Source organism: Streptomyces sp. 796.1 (assembly GCF_047525675.1).
GTDB lineage: Bacteria > Actinomycetota > Actinomycetes > Streptomycetales > Streptomycetaceae > Streptomyces.
The window spans coordinates 43,178-59,546 of the sequence record NZ_JBLIWA010000024.1 but is presented as its reverse complement, the minus strand read 5'-3'; the positions used below and the strand labels follow the sequence as shown (position 1 = coordinate 59,546).

At 70.2% G+C, this 16,369-nt stretch carries 11 protein-coding genes and 1 pseudogene; 7 read left to right on the top strand and 5 right to left on the bottom strand.

All coding sequences use genetic code 11. The annotated features are described in order from the left end of the window. Window positions 1-11: 11 nt before the first annotated feature. Window positions 12-1,814: a DNA polymerase gene (locus ACMA1D_RS17910; protein ID WP_414725057.1), complete on the top strand. Its 1,803-nt coding sequence runs from the start codon at window positions 12-14 to the stop codon at window positions 1,812-1,814. Window positions 1,815-1,822: 8 nt separating this feature from the next. Continuing rightward, a complete protein-coding gene (locus tag ACMA1D_RS17905) occupies window positions 1,823-2,071 on the top strand; it encodes a hypothetical protein (RefSeq protein ID WP_414724995.1) in 249 nt (82 codons plus the stop codon). Between the two features lie 310 nt (window positions 2,072-2,381). Here ACMA1D_RS17905 and ACMA1D_RS17900 read toward each other — a convergent pair whose 3' ends face one another. Then, a complete protein-coding gene (locus ACMA1D_RS17900; RefSeq protein WP_414724994.1) occupies window positions 2,382-4,016 on the bottom strand; it encodes a recombinase family protein in 1,635 nt (544 codons plus the stop codon). A 77-nt stretch (window positions 4,017-4,093) separates the two neighbouring features. On the opposite strand from ACMA1D_RS17900, the pseudogene ACMA1D_RS17895 reads away from it, so the two are divergent. After that, a pseudogene (locus tag ACMA1D_RS17895) lies at window positions 4,094-4,561 on the top strand (CBS domain-containing protein); the annotation flags it as partial. A gap of 575 nt (window positions 4,562-5,136) precedes the next feature. On the opposite strand, the gene ACMA1D_RS17890 reads toward ACMA1D_RS17895, so the two are convergent. Continuing rightward, window positions 5,137-5,574, bottom strand: a complete 438-nt coding sequence (locus tag ACMA1D_RS17890; RefSeq protein WP_414724993.1) for a hypothetical protein — start codon at window positions 5,572-5,574, stop codon at window positions 5,137-5,139. Window positions 5,575-6,056: 482 nt separating this feature from the next. Between ACMA1D_RS17890 and ACMA1D_RS17885 the strand changes: the two genes are divergently transcribed. Then, on the top strand, window positions 6,057-7,466 hold the full coding sequence (locus ACMA1D_RS17885; protein ID WP_414724992.1) for an acyl-CoA synthetase: 1,410 nt from the start codon (window positions 6,057-6,059) through the stop codon (window positions 7,464-7,466). A gap of 145 nt (window positions 7,467-7,611) precedes the next feature. Here the strand turns inward: ACMA1D_RS17885 and ACMA1D_RS17880 are convergent, their stop codons facing one another. From ACMA1D_RS17880 to ACMA1D_RS17870, 3 genes are all read right to left on the bottom strand, one after another. Then, window positions 7,612-8,397, bottom strand: a complete 786-nt coding sequence (locus ACMA1D_RS17880; RefSeq protein ID WP_414724991.1) for a helix-turn-helix domain-containing protein — start codon at window positions 8,395-8,397, stop codon at window positions 7,612-7,614. Window positions 8,398-8,902: 505 nt separating this feature from the next. Continuing rightward, window positions 8,903-10,021, bottom strand: a complete 1,119-nt coding sequence (locus ACMA1D_RS17875; protein WP_414724990.1) for a DUF5937 family protein — start codon at window positions 10,019-10,021, stop codon at window positions 8,903-8,905. A 432-nt stretch (window positions 10,022-10,453) separates the two neighbouring features. Continuing rightward, a complete protein-coding gene (locus ACMA1D_RS17870; RefSeq protein ID WP_414724989.1) occupies window positions 10,454-11,317 on the bottom strand; it encodes an FAH family protein in 864 nt (287 codons plus the stop codon). Window positions 11,318-11,788: 471 nt separating this feature from the next. Here ACMA1D_RS17870 and ACMA1D_RS17865 point away from each other — a divergent pair, with 471 nt between their 5' ends. From ACMA1D_RS17865 to ACMA1D_RS17855, 3 genes are all read left to right on the top strand, one after another. Beyond that, window positions 11,789-13,027 carry an MFS transporter gene (locus ACMA1D_RS17865; RefSeq protein WP_414724988.1) on the top strand — a complete coding sequence of 413 codons (1,239 nt, stop codon included), beginning with the start codon at window positions 11,789-11,791 and terminating at the stop codon, window positions 13,025-13,027. 147 nt (window positions 13,028-13,174) lie between these two features. Then, window positions 13,175-14,452, top strand: a complete 1,278-nt coding sequence (locus tag ACMA1D_RS17860; protein ID WP_414724987.1) for an ATP-grasp domain-containing protein — start codon at window positions 13,175-13,177, stop codon at window positions 14,450-14,452. Window positions 14,453-14,501: 49 nt separating this feature from the next. Next, window positions 14,502-16,229 carry a GH3 auxin-responsive promoter family protein gene (locus tag ACMA1D_RS17855; protein WP_414724986.1) on the top strand — a complete coding sequence of 576 codons (1,728 nt, stop codon included), beginning with the start codon at window positions 14,502-14,504 and terminating at the stop codon, window positions 16,227-16,229. Window positions 16,230-16,369 lie beyond the last annotated feature (140 nt).

Below are 16,369 nucleotides of genomic sequence, written 5' to 3'. Positions count from 1 at the left end.
AGGAGGTACGCATTCGGGTCATTGATCACCCGATCCAAGGGCAGCTCGTTCGCATCCACATCGTTGAGGCCGAGGACGATCTTCCTGACTTCGAGTCGTTCGTCCTGGCCAACCAGGACCTTCTCGCGCACGACTCCGAGACCACGGGCCTCGACTGGTGGAACGCTGGCATCGGCACCTTCCGGGCCCGTCTCTGGCAGTTCGGCAACGCACACGAGTCGTTCGTGGTCCCCGTTGAGAAGGGCCACGTCTTCCGCAATGCGGTCCGCTGGGCGCTCCGGGCCACCCGCCGGCTCATCGCCCACAACGGCACGTTCGACCTGCACGTGGCCGAAGTCTGTCTCGGTCTGCCGATGGAAGAGCTTGCTCCGAAGAGCTGGGACACCAAATTGTTCGCGCATCTCTGCGATCCGCGACCAGTCAAAGAGCAAGGGCCGGGCCTCCGGCTCGAAGAGCTGACGAAGCACTACATCTGCCCCGCCCTGGCCGATGCGGTCAAGGGTTCCATGGCCGCCGTCGCCAAGGAACTCAAGGTCAAGAAGGATGACGTATGGCCGATCGTCCCCATCGACCATTACGGCTTCAACCTGTACGCGGGGATGGACCCCATCCTGGCCTTCCGGCTCTTCGAAGTACTCAAGCCGAAGATTCCGGTCCGCAGCCGGAGGGCGGGGCTCATCTCCTGGGAGCACCGCCTGGCCCACATCACGGCGAAGATCGAGCGCCGGGGCTACCTGCTCGACAGCGCGTACGCACAGGCCAAGTCGGCGGAGCTGCGCGAGCAGCAACTCAAGTGGGAAGAGGTCGCACGCCAGGAAGGCGTCGACAACGTCAACTCCACCGCACAGATCATCGCTGCCCTCCACGAACGCGGCATCAAGCTCACCAAGAAGACGAAGAAGGGGAACCTATCGGTCGATGACGAGGTGCTGTCCGCGGTCGACATCCCGCTGACCAAGGCCATCATCCATGCCAAGAAGGCGATGAAGTGGCGGGCCACCTGGTTCGATCGGGCCCTTCGGGGCCGGGATTCAGAAGGCCGCGTGCACGCGAGCATCAACTCCTGCCAGGCCAGAAGCGCCCGGATGACCATCTCGGGCGCGGTGCCCGCGCAGACGCTCCCGGCGGGCGACTCCTACGTACGGCACTGCTTTCTGGCAGACCCGGGGCATGTCACCGTCAGCAGCGACTACGGAAACATGGAGCTGCGCGTCCTCGCCGCCTTCAGCGGTGACCCGACGATGCTCGACGCGTTCCGCCGCGGCCTGGACCTCCACCAGATCACCGCAGACGCCGCAGGCGTCGACCGTAAGGCCGGCAAGGGCACCAACTTCACCGTCTGCTTCGGAGGCGGATGGAAGGCCATCGTCGAGCAGTACGGCGTATCGGAGACCGAAGCGAAGAAGGCCGTCAAGGCGTTCTGGGAGACCTACCCGGGCGTGAAGCGCCTGGCCGACCGCCTACAGCGCGAGGCCCGACGCACCGGCTACATCTACACCGGGACGGGTCGACGAATACCCGTCGACCGCAACCGGATCTACGCCGCCCTCAACTACTTCATCCAATCCACCAGCCGCGACATCACGGCCCGGGCCCTGATCGAACTCGACCGCCACGGCTACACCGAGTACGTCCGCCTCCCGATCCATGACGAGTTGATCTTCAGCTTCCCCGAGGACCGAGCCGTAGAACTGGCTGATGAGACCGCGCGAATCATGGAGATGACCGTCCGCGGCCTGCTGATTCCCGTGGACGCTGAGATTGGTGCGCAGTCGTGGGGGAGCGTCCTCGACCTCGAAGCAAGCAAACACTAGGAGCCCCCTTGGCAGACCAGAATTCCTTCCAGGAACTGATGTCCGACATCGAGACCGAGTTCAACCAGGCACTCATCGAGAAGCGTGGCACGATCACCCTCTTGCTGGCGCGCATAGCGGGAACGATCTACACCGAAGCCGTCTCGCACGGTGTGCCGCACCCTCTTGCGCAGGAAATGGCTCAGGACTACTGGGGCAAGGAGATGCATCCGGGCACTGTGACCCTTGCAGAGGACGAGGGCGATGCCGACGACTGAGTACGACCTCGACTGCTACCGGCGCAACCGACTCTCCGATTTCAGTAGCGGAGAGCTTGAGGCTCTGGCCGCGCTCATCCACCAGGGCCTCACGGGCGTTGAGGCGGGTGCTCTGGCCCACGAGCTGGAACAAGAGGTTACTGAAGAACTCGACCAGCGAGAGGGGGTGGCCATATGGGCGCTCCGACCGGGGCGACCAGCGAGTTCACCGGCAACGAAGAGTGGGTCGCCCGTGAACTGGCGAAGCTCCCAGCCTGGTCAGAGGAGACCGATCGGGAGCTTCGCCAGATTCTCGGCTTGGTCGCAGCAGTTACGCCCTCGGAACGACCCTGAGCAGTTCCGGATCGAACGGCGCCCGCAGCGGGCGCCCCTTCGGGATCGGAGTCACGATCACGGCCTGGATGATGCGGCTGATGGCCGTGCGCTTCTGCGTCAGGTCCATGTCCTTCCACTTCGAACGGTCCCACCCGGAGAACGCGTTCGCTGCCGCCTGCTCCTCCATGAAGTCGCGCCAGTCGGCTTGTAGACCGGCGATCTTCTCTTCGATGCTCGGGAGGAGGCGGTAGAAGGAAGCGTCCGACACAGCACCCTCGGCCCACTTGGTTTCGAGGGTGCTTCGTCGTGTCTGGAGGTCTTCGAGCATGGCTGCCCCCGGCCACTCGGCGACCTGGGGCTCCACCATCTTGTACCGGGCCTCAAGGGCCCGCACGATCAGCTCTTCCAAGTGCTCATCGACGGCCCCCATCTGGCGGGAAGTGCCTCCGCAGTCGAGCTTCGCGCACACGTAGATGCAGTTGTCGGGGTTCGCCTTCGTCGGGCGGCGAGTCCCGCCCATCTTGTAGTTGCATATCTTGGTCGGGTCGTCCCTCCGGGGGGCCCCGCAGCGCAGGAAACCCGAGAACAGGTACTTCCGCGCGCGGGACTCCGGAGCCCCTGGCACCGCGTAGCCGGGATGCGTCTTGCGGAAGCTGCCTGCTTGAGCCCCGCGCCGTACGGAGAGCTGCCGCAGTGCCGCTGATTCCTCGACGGTGCAAATGGTCTCCCACAGGCCCATGACTGGCTTGCCGTCCTTGCCGAGGACGAGCTTGCCGTCCATGGCTCGTTGACCACACAGCACGGGGTTGATCAAGAGCTGCCGCACCGTGGCCCCCGACCACGGCCGTCCGCTCGCGCCGACGATTCCGGCCTCGTTGAGCTCCCGGGCGATGGAGTTCCAGGCCCGCCCCTCCAACGCCTTGTCGATCATGTCGCGCAGGATGACCGACTCCTCCGGGTGGAGCTTCATGTTCACCCCGCGGCCTTCGCGGACGTCCTGAGCGAGCCAGCCGAAACGGCGCCGGCCACCGGGCGTTGTTCCGTCTTGCGCTCGGCGCTTGACCTCGCGGTGAAGGCGCTCTTTCGTCTTGGTCACCTCGCCCTCGGATACTCCGGAGTTCACGAGACCGACGATGTTGCCACCGGTGCTCACAAGGTCGTACGGCTTCCCTCGCTCGATGAAGAGCCCGTCGCCTTCGATGATGACAGCCCGGCGGAACTTGATGTAGTCCTCCGGGAGACGCCACACGCGCTCGTGCTCCACCGAGATCACCGCGCAGACGGGGTAGCCCTCGGAGACCTTCCGGTAGTGGATCGAGCGGGTCATCTCCACGAAGCTCGGTCTCATCACGTTGGGGTCGGCCGCGGTGATGTTGTTGTCCTCGAAGTACTTGACGATGGCCACGCCGTGTTCCGCGGCCGTCTCGTCGTTCCCTTCGTGCTGGTGCCGGACTCCAGTACCGGCCTTCCGGGTCTTCGCTCGTGTCGAGGAGCGAAGGGACTGGTCGGCGCTGATGCGGGCGTAGTCCACGCCGGGTATTCGGCCGTCCAGCCAGTCCTCGAAGGTCTTGCCCGCTTGCAACGCGCGCACCAGCTCCGGGTTGAGGAAGCTCCTTGAGGTACCGGCCACGGCGCCCTCCGCATGAAAAGTCGCTAGTCGTATGTATTTGCGAGTCAGAACTATACCCATGTTTGCCGATTGACTAGGACGAGTGGATGGCGGACTACGGCTTTCTGGAGGAGGCCGGCCCCGCCGTGCGCGTGGGGGACGTGCTCAGTGGCAAGGAGGGCGGGCTGCCCTCGCTCGTGCACATGCACCCGGAGGAGACCGTCGGCGAGGCGATCGAGGTGCTGCGCGAGTACGGCGTGTCGCAGATGCCCATCGTCAAGCCGGGCGCCGGCCACCCGGACGTGATGGCCGCCGAGGTGATCGGCTCCGTCGTCGAGCGCGAGCTGCTCGACGCGCTGTTCGCCCAGCGCGCCGCGCTGACCGACCCGCTGGAGAAGCACATGAGCCCGCCGCTGCCGCAGGTCGGTTCCGGCGAGCCGGTCTCCGACCTGATGGCCGTCCTCGGCACGGCGGACGCCGCCGTGGTCCTCGTCGAGGGCAAGCCGACCGGCGTGGTCAGCCGTCAGGACCTGCTCGCCTACCTGGCGCAGGGCACGGCCAAGTAGCCGGCGCGACGCGTGCCGCGGGCGCCGGCCACGGCACGCGTCCCGCAGGCGCGGTGGCGTGCCCGGTGGTGCGGACCAGGTGACCCACCCCCTGGTCAGACCGGCCGGCGCCGGCCCCAAGTGGACAGCGTGCGGCGCGGGCGGACGGGGGCTGCCCGGGCCTTGGCCAGTGGGGGAGGGGGCCGGGGGCGCCCCTTCGCACAAGTGGTACGTGTGCGTCACGCGCCAGCAGCACGCATTTAACACGCGTCCGGCACGGTGGGGGATGTCGGTAGGGCGACACCGACACCCGATGACGGCGACACGGACCTCCGGAGCGGCTCCCGGACCTCCACGGTCGCCCGGACGCGGCGAGACCGGCCTGGACCCGGCCCGCGTCCCCCGCGGGGACCGTCGTCGTCCCGCCCCCGGTCGCGTACCGGGGTGCGGCGGTCCCCGCGCGTACGTTGCCGGCTGGCCCGTGACCTGGATGGGTCACGGGCCAGCCGTGTTCCGTACGGGGATTCGCGCGGTTGTGGTGTGCTGTGCGCGGGTTCGTACGCCGTGGCCCCGCGGGGCCCGCGGCCGGTTCCGGGTCAGTCCCAGTCGCCCTGGGACTTCTTGCGGTCGCGGCGGAGGAAGGCGAAGCCGCCGAGGGCGTGCACCGCGTTGACGCCGAAGATGCCGCCCCAGGCGACCAGCAGGCCCGGCAGGCCCTCGTTGACCGCGCCGATCGCGGAGAGCGGGATGGCGAGCACCAGCGAGACGGCGACGAAGCCGAACCGTTCGCCGACCCCGATGCCGGTGGCCGCCGTGGTTCCGGACCCGGCCGGCTGGCGGACCCCGCGGGCGGCGGACATCTGCTGCTCGGCGAGCTGGCGGCGGACGTGCCGGTCGGCGGTGTCGTTGAAGCGCTGTTCGACCTTCTCCATGAAGGAGTCGACCAGCTCCGACTCGTACTCGGGACCGAGCTCCTTGCGCGTCTGCAAGGTCGCGTCGAGTTCCTTCTTCAGCTCAGGGTCGCGGGCGTCCATGGTGCATACGCTACGGGTAAGCGACTGGGGTGTAAGTAGGGTCAGCCCCCCTATCGGCCGGGGGCCAAGCCCCCGCCGCCGGCCCCGCCCCCACCACGCGCCCCGGCGCCACCGGCCCCGCCCCCACTCCGCGCCCCGGCGCCACCCGTGCGTCACCTCCCCGCCGCCCGCCCGCCACGGCCCCCCGTCGCCCGCCCGGGCCCCCGTCCGGCCAGCGGGCGGCTGCCGTGTTCGGGCGCCGACCGGGTCGGTAACGTCAGCACCGCCGTCGTACGGGACGAACCGCGCCCCGCACCGCACCCGCACCCGCGATCCCGCAGGGCGCCGGGCGCCGCGCCGCGCACGACGACACGGACAGCGGGCGCGGTCGGTGGTCCCGCCGGCCGGACAGCGCCGTTGCCGCTGGCCCGGCCGGTGCGGTCACGCGGTCCGCCCGCGTGACCAAGGCCGCTGGCGTGGCCTTACGAGGAGAGGAATCGCTGGTGAGCAAGGCTCTGTTGGCGGCCTTGACGGGATCGGTCGACGACCGGCCCGACGCGTTGACCATCGCTGGGCGGCCCCTGTCGCGGGAGCAACTGCTCGGCGCCGCGGGGGCGGTGGCGGCCCGCGTGGCCGGCGCCCCGGTGGTGGCGGTACGGGCCGAGGCCACGCTGGAGACCGTGGTGGCCGTGGTGGGCGCCCTGCTCGCCGGGGTGCCCGTGGTGCCGCTGCCACCGGACTCCGGGCCCGCCGAACGCGACCACATCCTGCGCGACTCGGGTGCGGCCCTGCTGCTCACCGGGCCCGGCGGGGTGGGCGACGGCGCCGGCGCGGGGTCGGCCGACGCCGGCGTCGAGGTGCTTCCGGTGGACGTGGCCGAGCGCGCGCCGTGGCACGGGCCCGAGCCGGACGAGGCGGCCACCGCCTTCGTCCTCTACACCTCGGGCACCACCGGCGCTCCCAAGGGGGCGTTGATCTCCCGGCGGGCCGTCGCCGCCGGCCTGGACGGGCTCGCTGACGCGTGGGCCTGGACCCCCGATGACACGCTCGCCCACGGCCTGCCGCTGTTCCACGTGCACGGTCTGGTCCTCGGCGTGCTGGGCCCGCTGCGGGTCGGCAGCACCCTGGTGCACACCGGCCGGCCGAAGCCGGAGGCGTACGCGGCGGCGGGCGGCAGCCTCTACTTCGGGGTGCCCACCGTGTGGAACCGGGTCGCGGGCGACCCGACCGCCGCCCGCGCGCTGTCCGGGGCCCGGCTGCTGGTCTCCGGCAGCGCCCCGCTGCCCACGCCGGTCTTCCGCGCGCTGGAGGAGCTGACCGGGCACCGTCCGGTGGAGCGGTACGGCATGACCGAGACGCTGATCACCGTGGCGACCCGGGCGGACGGCGAGCGCCGGCCAGGCCACGTCGGGGTGCCGCTGCCCGGCGTGCGGACCCGGATCGTGGCCGAGGCGGGGGCGGAGATCGGCGAGTTGGAGGTGACCGGGCCGACCCTGTTCGACGGCTATCTGAACCGGCCGGAGGCCACGGCCGCCTCGTACGCGGCGGACGGCTGGTTCCGCACCGGTGACATCGCGGCCATCGAGCCGGACGGCACGCACCGCATCGTCGGCCGGGCCTCGACCGACATGATCAAGTCGGGCGGCTACCGGATCGGCGCCGGCGAGGTGGAGAACGCGCTGCTCGACCACCCCGCGGTGCGTGAGGCCGCGGTGGTCGGCGCACCACACGCCGACCTCGGTCAGGAGATCGTCGCGTACGTGGTGGCCGACGGCGTGGCCGAACAGCAACTGATCGACTTCGTCGCCGGCCACCTCTCCGCCCACAAGCGCCCCCGCAAGGTGCGCTTCCTGGATGCGCTGCCGCGCAATGCGATGGGCAAGCCGCAGAAGCGCCTGCTGCCCCCGGCCTGACGGCTGGGGAAACCGACCGGAACCCGCCGCGGGGCCGTTGTCCACCCTGGGGTGGCAGCGGCCCCGCGACGGTCCGCGGCGGCGCCGGGGAATTCCGGGCCGGTGCGGCGCGGAATTCCCGCCCGGTACGAGGTCGGGGTTTTCCTCAGTGCGGCATCAGGGTGACGTATCTGATGCCCGGCAGATACGGCGGGAGGAAGACGCGGGCGACGGCCGAGAGTTCGTCGGGGGAAATGCTGGGGAGATGGAAGCGGAACAGTTCGCCTTCGCGGTAGGCGATCAGCCGCGGGCTGCGTTCCCAGAGGGCGGAAACCTCGGGATGGGCGAGCAGGAACCTCAGGAGTTCGCGCAGTTCGAGGTTGTCCGGGTGGTTGGCGAGGGAGAAGCGCAATTGGCCGAGGAACCGTTCGGCGTTGGCCTGCCAGTCGATCAGCTTCGCCCGGCCGTCGGCGGAGAAGACCCAGCGCAGCAGGTTGGTGCCGGGCTGGCAGATCTCGGGGAACCACTCGGCCATCCTGGGGTTGAACGAGATCAGGTTCCACGCGCTGTCGACCACGTAGACGGGGTGCGGGCCGGGCGTTCGCGCCATTTCCACGACGGCGTCCAGCGCGCCCCGCTCTCGTACGTCGGCGCCTTCGGTGCTGGAAGCCGGTGTGAAGGGGCGGCTGAGGGTCTGTGCGAAGAGGGCCATTCTGTCGTCGGGGCCCAAGGCGAGTGCGGTGGCCAGGCGTTTGAGTACGGGGCCGGGGAGGGGCACCGTCTGGCCGCCCTCCAGGTTTCGGTACCAGCGTTCGCTGACTTCCATTCGCTCCGCTACTTGTTTCTGCGGGAGCGGCTTCTTGAGCCCCATTTTCTCGCCGGCTTCCGCGCGCCAGGTGCGCAGCAGGCCGGGGAGTGAAACGCCGTCCAGTAAATTGTCGGGAACGGTCATGAGAATTCCCCCTAGGGACAAGACTGAAGAGGTTGCGCATGCGGCGGGACAACTGCGCGGCATGGTGTCCGGTCCTCGGTGCTGGTCCGGCACCGCGGCTGGCTTCGGACTAACATCGGGCCCGGGTCGGCCCGTTGGGCGGCGGCGATCCGTGTGTGGTCGCGCGGACGGTGCCGAGCGCGAACTCCTGGTTGCTACGCACGCCCCTCCTCTGTCCTGAAATGCCTGCCCGGGGACGGGGTGGACACGTAACTACTGTGCACCCCGGGGCCCCTGTGGCGCCGCAACGTTTGACTCACCCAGTCAAATGACACAAGGTCAGCTCCGTTGGAAGACTGTGGTTACCGCCACTTGACCGGGTCGAGATCTTGTGGCGCCGACCGCCGGTGGCCGCTGCCCCGTCGGCGGCTCCCGTCGGCCATCGACCGCCGCCCGGCCGGCCGGCGGCCCGTCCCCGACCAGGCAGCCCCGCCCGCTGCCCCTCGCCGACGCCGGACGCTGCCCGTCAGCGCAGGATGCTCTCCAGGAAGTCACTGCCGAGCCGGGCGACGGGCCTGACCAGGAGCTGGTGTTCGGCGTACCTGGCGCGGCGGCGCGTGGTCACCAGGCCGGCCTTCCTGAGCACCGCGAGGTGGCGGGAGACCTCGGGTGCGGTGAGCCCGGTGGCCGTCGCGAGTTCGCCCGTGGTGTGCGGGGCCCGGGCGAGGAAGCGCACGAGCCGTATCCGGGCCGGGTGGACGACGGCCTCAAGCCGCTCCTGCACCTCCTGTACGGAGCTGGCCTGCGGCAGGTCGGCGGCGGCGACCGGGTAGGTGACGACGGGCCGCCAGCCCTGGGCGTGCAGCACCAGCAGGTGCGGCCAGCCGAGCCTGGACGGTACGAACGTGATGCCGGGGCCGGTGGCCGGGTCGAGCGCGGAGGTGGCGCCCACGGCCATCTTGTCGACGACGAGGCGGCGCCCGTCGCCGGTCAGACTGAGGGCGGGGGAGACCTCGGCGATGGCCGCCGGGAGGCCCTTGCGGTGCAGGAGTTCGGTCTTGTGGCGGGCGTCGGCGGCGAGTTCGCCGTGCACGCGCCGCCAGACGTCGGCGAAGAACGCCTCGTCGCAGTCCTCCAGGAGCCGCCTGACCCAGGCGCGGATCGCGGGCGGGTCGGTCAGCAGCCGGCGGGTGAAGTCCTGCTGGCCGGGGCCGCGCGCGGCGGCGAGCTCCAGTACCCGCGCCCGCTCGGCGGCATCCGCCAGTGGGGAGGGGCCGCGCCGGTCGTGCGGCGCGGCGCAGGTGAACTCCAGGGCGGAGGCCACGAAGCGCTCGTCGTCCAACTGGTCGAGTACGTCCAGGTCTTCGGCGAGCGTGGCCCCCGGCAGCCCCCGCCGGGCGGGTACGCCGGCGAAGGGCACGAAGACGTCCGAGAAGGTGGACCCCCACATGAGGCGGGCCTCGTGCAGCCGCCCGGCGAGCTCCCGCGGCAGCCCCGCGAGGGTGCTGGCCACCCAGGTCTTGAGGCCCGGGTGGTGGTCGGGTTCGGCGAGGGCGTGCAGCGCGGCGCACAGTTCGGCGAGCGGTGTGGGGCGGAACAGGATGTGCTCCGGCGGCAGACCCGTGATGTCGATCTCCACGCTCATGCCTCCATTCTCCCAGGACACCCGCGCCCACGGAGTCCGGACGAGGCCCGAGCCCCTGCCCGGACGAGGCCCGAGCCGTCCCCCGGACGAGGCCCGAGCCGTCCCCCGGACAGGGGCCGAGCCCCCGGGCAAGCCCCGAAGCGCCACCCGCGCCAGGGCCGAACCCCGACCCCGGCAGGGCGCCGAGCCCGCCCAAACCCCACGCCGAGCCCGCACCGAACCCGCGCCAAACCCCACCCGGGCAGGGCCAACCCGCGCAGGCGGCGCCGAACCCCACGCCGGCAGGGCCAACCCCCACCCGGGCAAGGGCTAAGACGGCGCCGCCCCCGCCCGAGCAGGGGGCCGAGCTCCCGGGCCCCGGCCGGCGTCACCCCAGCCGGGCGAGCCACCCCCGGCCATGGGGGACCCCGAGCGGCGAGCCCGGGCCCGGGGCTACCGCTCGCCCCACGCCAGTGGATTCCCCAGGACGACCCCGTGGCTCGTGAAGTCGAGGGTCACCCGGTCGCCGTCGGCCATTTCGTGCCCGGCGTGGAAGCTGCTGCGGTCGGCGCCGATGTAGACGTAGTGGACCCGGCCGGGGCGGTGCAGGGCCGTGTACGCGAGGAGCGTGGCCATGATCGTCTCCAGGTCGTAGAAGAGCGCGTCGGTGCCGGTGGTGAAGGGGCCCGACCAGGCCACGGAGCCCTCGCGTTCGATGGTCGTGCGGCCGGTGACGCGGGCCGGCGGCGGGCCGAGGTGCAACACGGGTGAGATGCCGGCGTCGCAGAGCTTGGCGTACGACAGGTGTCCGTGGTGGCGCTTGAAGCGGCCGATGTCGGTGACGTCGTTGCCGAAGGCGTGCCCCACGTAGCGGGGGCGGCCCGTCTTCTCCTCGCCCACGTAGACGAGGACGACCTCGGCCTCCTCGCACACGGCGACCGCGTCGCCCGGCACCGAAAGCGGCTCGCCCGGCAGCTTCAGCGCGTCGCCGAGCCCCTTCACGAACCAGTTGGGCTGGTCCGGCGTGGAGGCGTCCGCCTTGACGTTGTGGGTCATCATGAAGCCGCTCACCAGCGCGTCGCCGACGTGGTCCGGCATGAGCGGGGGCACCATGCGGACCCGGTCCCTGGCCGCGGCCGGCACGGTCAGCTCCGCGCGCCCGGCGGTCAGCGCGTCGGTCTCGCCGCCCGATGCGGCGATGAGGGAGGCGAGTCGATCACCGCCGAGGCGGTGAATCCGCAGCTCCGCGCCGTCGCGCGGTACGCCGAGGCCGAAGTAGCGCTCGTTGTCGTAGCTGCATTCAAACAGCACCGTCATGAATGATCGCCTCCTGGACGAATCTCATAAGCTGCTTGCGCTGGACCGCACCGTACGCTAAGTGGGTCGGCACTTTCTTGCCGCTGGCACGTACACGGTGGGCCGGTAAGTCTGTGAGCAGGAAGGCTCGTTGACCGGCAAATTTTTTCCTATTGACACTCCGCGAAGGTCATTTGTATCGTCCTGGCGGTAGGAATTTGGCTGCGGCACATGCCCGGCTCTCGTGGGCACGGAAATCACGCCAATGGTGCGTGATGGCTGCAACTGCACTGCGCCGTAACGTTTCCTCTCAGCCTGAATCGACCGAATAACAGCGTCGACGTCAGGGAAGTGGTTCAGCGTCCGATCTCGATCTCGCGTCCGGCTGGGATTCGTACGTCCGTGATCCATGGTTGTTTCCCCCGGCTGGCCGCCGGTGGAGGCATGGGTGAAGCGCCAGAGCCCAGCCGGGCAATGCATAGCAGGGGAAGAATGACGATGCGATTGCCCAGGTCGTTCTGGCTGTTGTGTTTCGGCCAGACCGCCAACCGCTTCGGTGTGCTGGTTCCCGCCTTTCTCGTCATCTACCTGGAACAGGGCGACATCGCCTCGGAGGGCGCCACCCCGGTCATTCTCGGTCTGTTCGGGGCCGGCGTGGTCGCCGCGGGGCTGGTCGGCGGCGTGGTGGCCGACAGGTTCGGGGCCCGGCGGGTGATCCTGACGGCGCAACTGGGCGTGGTGGTCACCGCCGCCCTGCTGGCCTTCGTGGAGAACATCTACGTGATCGGCGTGTGTTCGCCGCTGGCGGGGCTGCTCACCGCGGTGGACCGGCCGGCCGCTGCGGGCCTGGTGACCTCGCTGGTCGCCAAGGAGCACTTCGCGAAGGCGTACAGCACGCTGCACGTGGGCTTCAACGTCGGTGCGTCGCTGGGGCCCGTGCTCTCCGGGTTCGCGCTCGCGCTGTGGCCGCCCGCGCTGTTCCTGCTCTGGGTCGGCGCCGCCGTGCTCTACTTCTGCCTGGTCTGGGCGCTGCCCAAGGACCACCTGGCGCACCAGCGCACCGACGAGCCGTGGTCGGCGCGGCGCGCGGCGGCGGACATGGCGGAGCCGTTCCGCAGCCCGGTGCTGCTGACCTTCCTCGGCCTCTCCTTCGTGCTCGCCTGCGTGTACCTCCAGTTCGAGGCGGCGCTGCCGCTGCACATGGACCACGAGGGCCTCAAGCCGTCCACGATCGGCCTGGTCTTCGCGGTCAACGCGGTCCTCATGGTCGCCGCACTGCCCTTCGTGCCGAAGGTCACCGAGCGGATGCAGGAGAACACCCCGCTGGTCATCGGCGCCGTTCTGGTGGCGGTCGGCTTCGGCCTCAACGCGTTTGCGACGAACGTGCCCTGGTTCGTCGGGGCGCTGGTGATCTGGACGCTCGGTGAGGTCATCTACGTACCGATGGCGTCCACCTTCCTCGGGCGCCGCTCGCCGGACGGGCAGGCCAGCACCTATCAGGGCTCCTTCTTCTTCTCCTGGAACCTCGGACTGATTCTCGGTGGACCGCTGGGCATCGTCATCGCCCGGCAATTCGGATTCGCCACGCTCTGGGTGATCCTGGCGGCCGTCGGCTTTGCGGTGGCCGTCGGATTCAAGGCGATGGCGAAGATTTCCAACTATGGGGAACTGGCGGACGAAGCGGAATCCGCACCCGCTGCCAAAGCGCCGGCGACCGGAGCGGAAGCCTGACGGCCACATTCCGCAACGAGAACCGGGCGGGATTCGAACGAGAAAGAGCGGAAAGCGAACGAGAAGCGCGTTCGTCCCCTTTCCACCACGTACGGCAACGACGCACCACGGGTAAGGTATCGCGCCACTATGTGACAAGGAAATTCCATGGAACGTATAGCGATCATCGGCAGTCGGACCGACATGGCCAGGCACGCCAAGGAACTCGGCCTAGAGGTCGTGCTCGTGCATTCACCGGGTAGCCGCCCGGACCGCGTCCAGCGCTATGTGGACCTCATGATCGAGTGCCCCGTCCCGGTCACCGAACCGGACGCCGTGCTCGACATCCTGGCGCCCCTGCACCACGACCGCCCCTTCCGACGCGTCCTCGCCCCCGGTGAGGACGCGGTGCTCGCCGCCGCCGTGGCCAGCGAGAAGCTCGGCATCCCCGGCAACAGCGTGGAGACCGTACGCGCCATCAAGAACAAGGTGCTGACCCGGCAGGCCATGGAGCGAGCCGGCATCAGCCCGGTGCTGCACCGCGTCGTCGCCAGCGAGGCGGAGCTCTTGGACTTCATCGCCGAGGTGGGCGGGAAGGTCATCCTCAAGCCGATCGACAGCACCGGCAGCCTCTCCACGCTCCCCATCGATGACGCCGAACAGGCTCCCGGGGCCTGGGAGTTGTTCGTCGCCGACGGGCACGCCGAAGGGCTGGTCGAGGAGTTCCTCGAAGGTCCCGAGGTCACCTTGGAGTCCTTCTCCACCGCCGGGACGCACCACCCGATCGGCGTGGACGAGTACCTGAAGGCGCCGGGCCAGGCCGTCGAGATCGGCGACCTGTTCCCCGGCCGGGTCGATCCCGCGGTCCGGGAGGAGATGGTCCGCCTGACGCGGGCCCTGCTGGACGCGGTCGGGCTGCTCGAAGGGCCCTCGCACACCGAGTTCATCCTCACCGACCGGGGCCCGCGCATCCTGGAGACGCACTGCCGCATCGGTGGCGGCGGCATCCACGAACTGGTCAGGCGCGCCTACGACATCGACCTCTCCCGCCTCCAGGTCGCGGTGCCGCTCGGCCTGGAGACGTTCACGCCGCACTCGCTGGACGCCGGCCGCGGCGCCGTGATGATCCACTTCATGCCGAAGCCCGGCCTGGTCACCGCCATCACCGGGCTCGACACCCTCGGCGTCCCCGTCAACCACATGCCCATCGAGACGGCGTGGACCGGGCTGATCGGGCTCGACCCGATCCGGGACGCCGAGGTGGGCGTCAACCTGTGCCTCCAGGTCGGCGAGGTCGCGATCCCGGTACGCAACAACTGGGAGTTGCTGATGGGGTTCGTGGTCGCCAACGGGGCGGACGCGGACGAGGCGGTGGCGCGCGCCGAAGCGGTGCTGGACGCCATCACCATCGAGACCGTTCCGGTGGACGACACCCCCGGCGAGTGAACGTGCGCACCCGCAGCCTGACAACGCTGATCAGATGGAGGCGAGGGGCGTGAGCACCGACATCCTGCCCGGATTCGGAACGGCCGCACAGCGCAGCACCACCTACGCCCGGCAGCAGGCCGTCAACTCCTCGGTCGTCACCGGCACCTTCCTGGACCGGGCGCGGGCCGCGCTGGCCCGGCAGCGCGCGATCTGCGCCCGCCCGCAGGAGCACGTCGACCGCGTCTTCCGGGACATACTCGGCCAGGCCGACGGCACCTACTTCGGCAAGAAGCACGGGCTCAGCGCGGTCCGTACGCTGGCGGACTGGAAGAAGGCCGTGCCGGTGCGCTGCTACCCGGCGTTCGAGCCGTACATCCAGAAGCTGCTGGACGGCGACACCAACGTGCTGACGCGCAGCGACCCCTACGCCTTCTTGAAGACCTCGGGATCGAGCGGCAAGCCCAAGCTGATCCCCACCACCCGGCACTGGCGCAACCTCTACCGCGGCCGGGCGCTGTACGCACAGTGGGGGCTGTATTTCGAGAGCATCGGCTACGACCGCTCGCACGGGGCGGCGGTGCTCGACCTGTCCTGGGAGCGCTCCGCCTCGCTGAAGCCGGTGAGCGACTTCGCCAGCTACCCCATCTCGCAGCGGCCGGCCTCGGTCAGCAGCGTCGACTGGTCGCCGCCGTGGTACGAGGAGGACTGGTTCCAGGGCGTCGACGACGAGGACTACAAGACGGGCCTGTACCGCAAGTTGCGGCTGCTGGCCTCGTCCGACGTACGGATCATCGTCGCGCTCAACCCGTCGAAGATCGTCGGCCTGGCCGAGCAACTTGCCGAGCGCTCCGGGGACCTCATCGCCGACCTGCGCCGCGGCACGCTGGCCGGGGCGCCGTGCGGGGGCGCTGATCCGCTGCTCGCGGACCGGCTGGCGGCCGTGCAGCGGTCCCGTGGCGGCGGGCTGCGCCTGGCCGACCTGTGGCCGAACCTGTCCCTGGTGGTGTCGTGGAACTCCGCGTCGGCCGCGCTGTACCGGCCGTGGCTGGAGGAGGTGACGCCCGGTGTGCCGAAGCTGCCGTTCAGCGCCACCGGCACGGAGGGCATCGTGACCATCCCGGTGGACGCGCACCACGCGGCCGGGCCGCTCGCCGTCGACCTCGGCCTGTACGAGTTCGTGCCGGTCGAGGGCCGGGACGAGGACGCGGACCTGGAGCCCGACGTGGAGACGGTGGGCTACCGCGACCTGGAGGCCGGCCACACGTACAACGTGGTGATGAGCCAGGCCAACGGGCTGTACCGGTACGACCTCGGCGACCGCTACACGGTGGTCGACCGGGTCGGGGAGGTGCCCAGGATGGAGTTCGCCGGGCGCGGCGGCTTCGGCAGCTCGTTCACCGGCGAGAAGCTCACCGAGGAGGACGTGCACACCGCGGTGCGGCTGGCGCTGGGCGACGACTGGCCCTTCCGCCCGCTGTTCACCTGCATTCCGGTGTGGAACACGCCGCCCGGCTACACGCTGGCCATCGAGTGGCCCGACGGGCTCGCGCTCTCCCCCGAGCACTTCGCCGCGCAGGTCGAGGACCAACTCCAGGCGCTGAACATCGAGTACGCGGAGAAGCGGCGCACCGAGCGGCTGACCCCGCTGCGGGTGCTCGCCGTACGGCCGGGCACCTTCGCCGCGGTCGACCAGCGCCGACAGGCCGACGGAGCGTCCCCGGCCCAGCTCAAGCACTACTGGGTGCAGCGCAACGGGGACGTGCTCCGCTACTTCGAAGAGGCGCTGGGCACCTAGGGCGCGGCGGCCACCGGCCGGGCGCGGGGCGGGCTCCCGCACCGGACGGAGCGCCCGGAACCCGCCGCGCGCCCGTGGCCCCGCCGCCACCCGCCGGCCGGCCACCGCTCCCGCCGACAGCCGCACCGTCGGCCACCGCC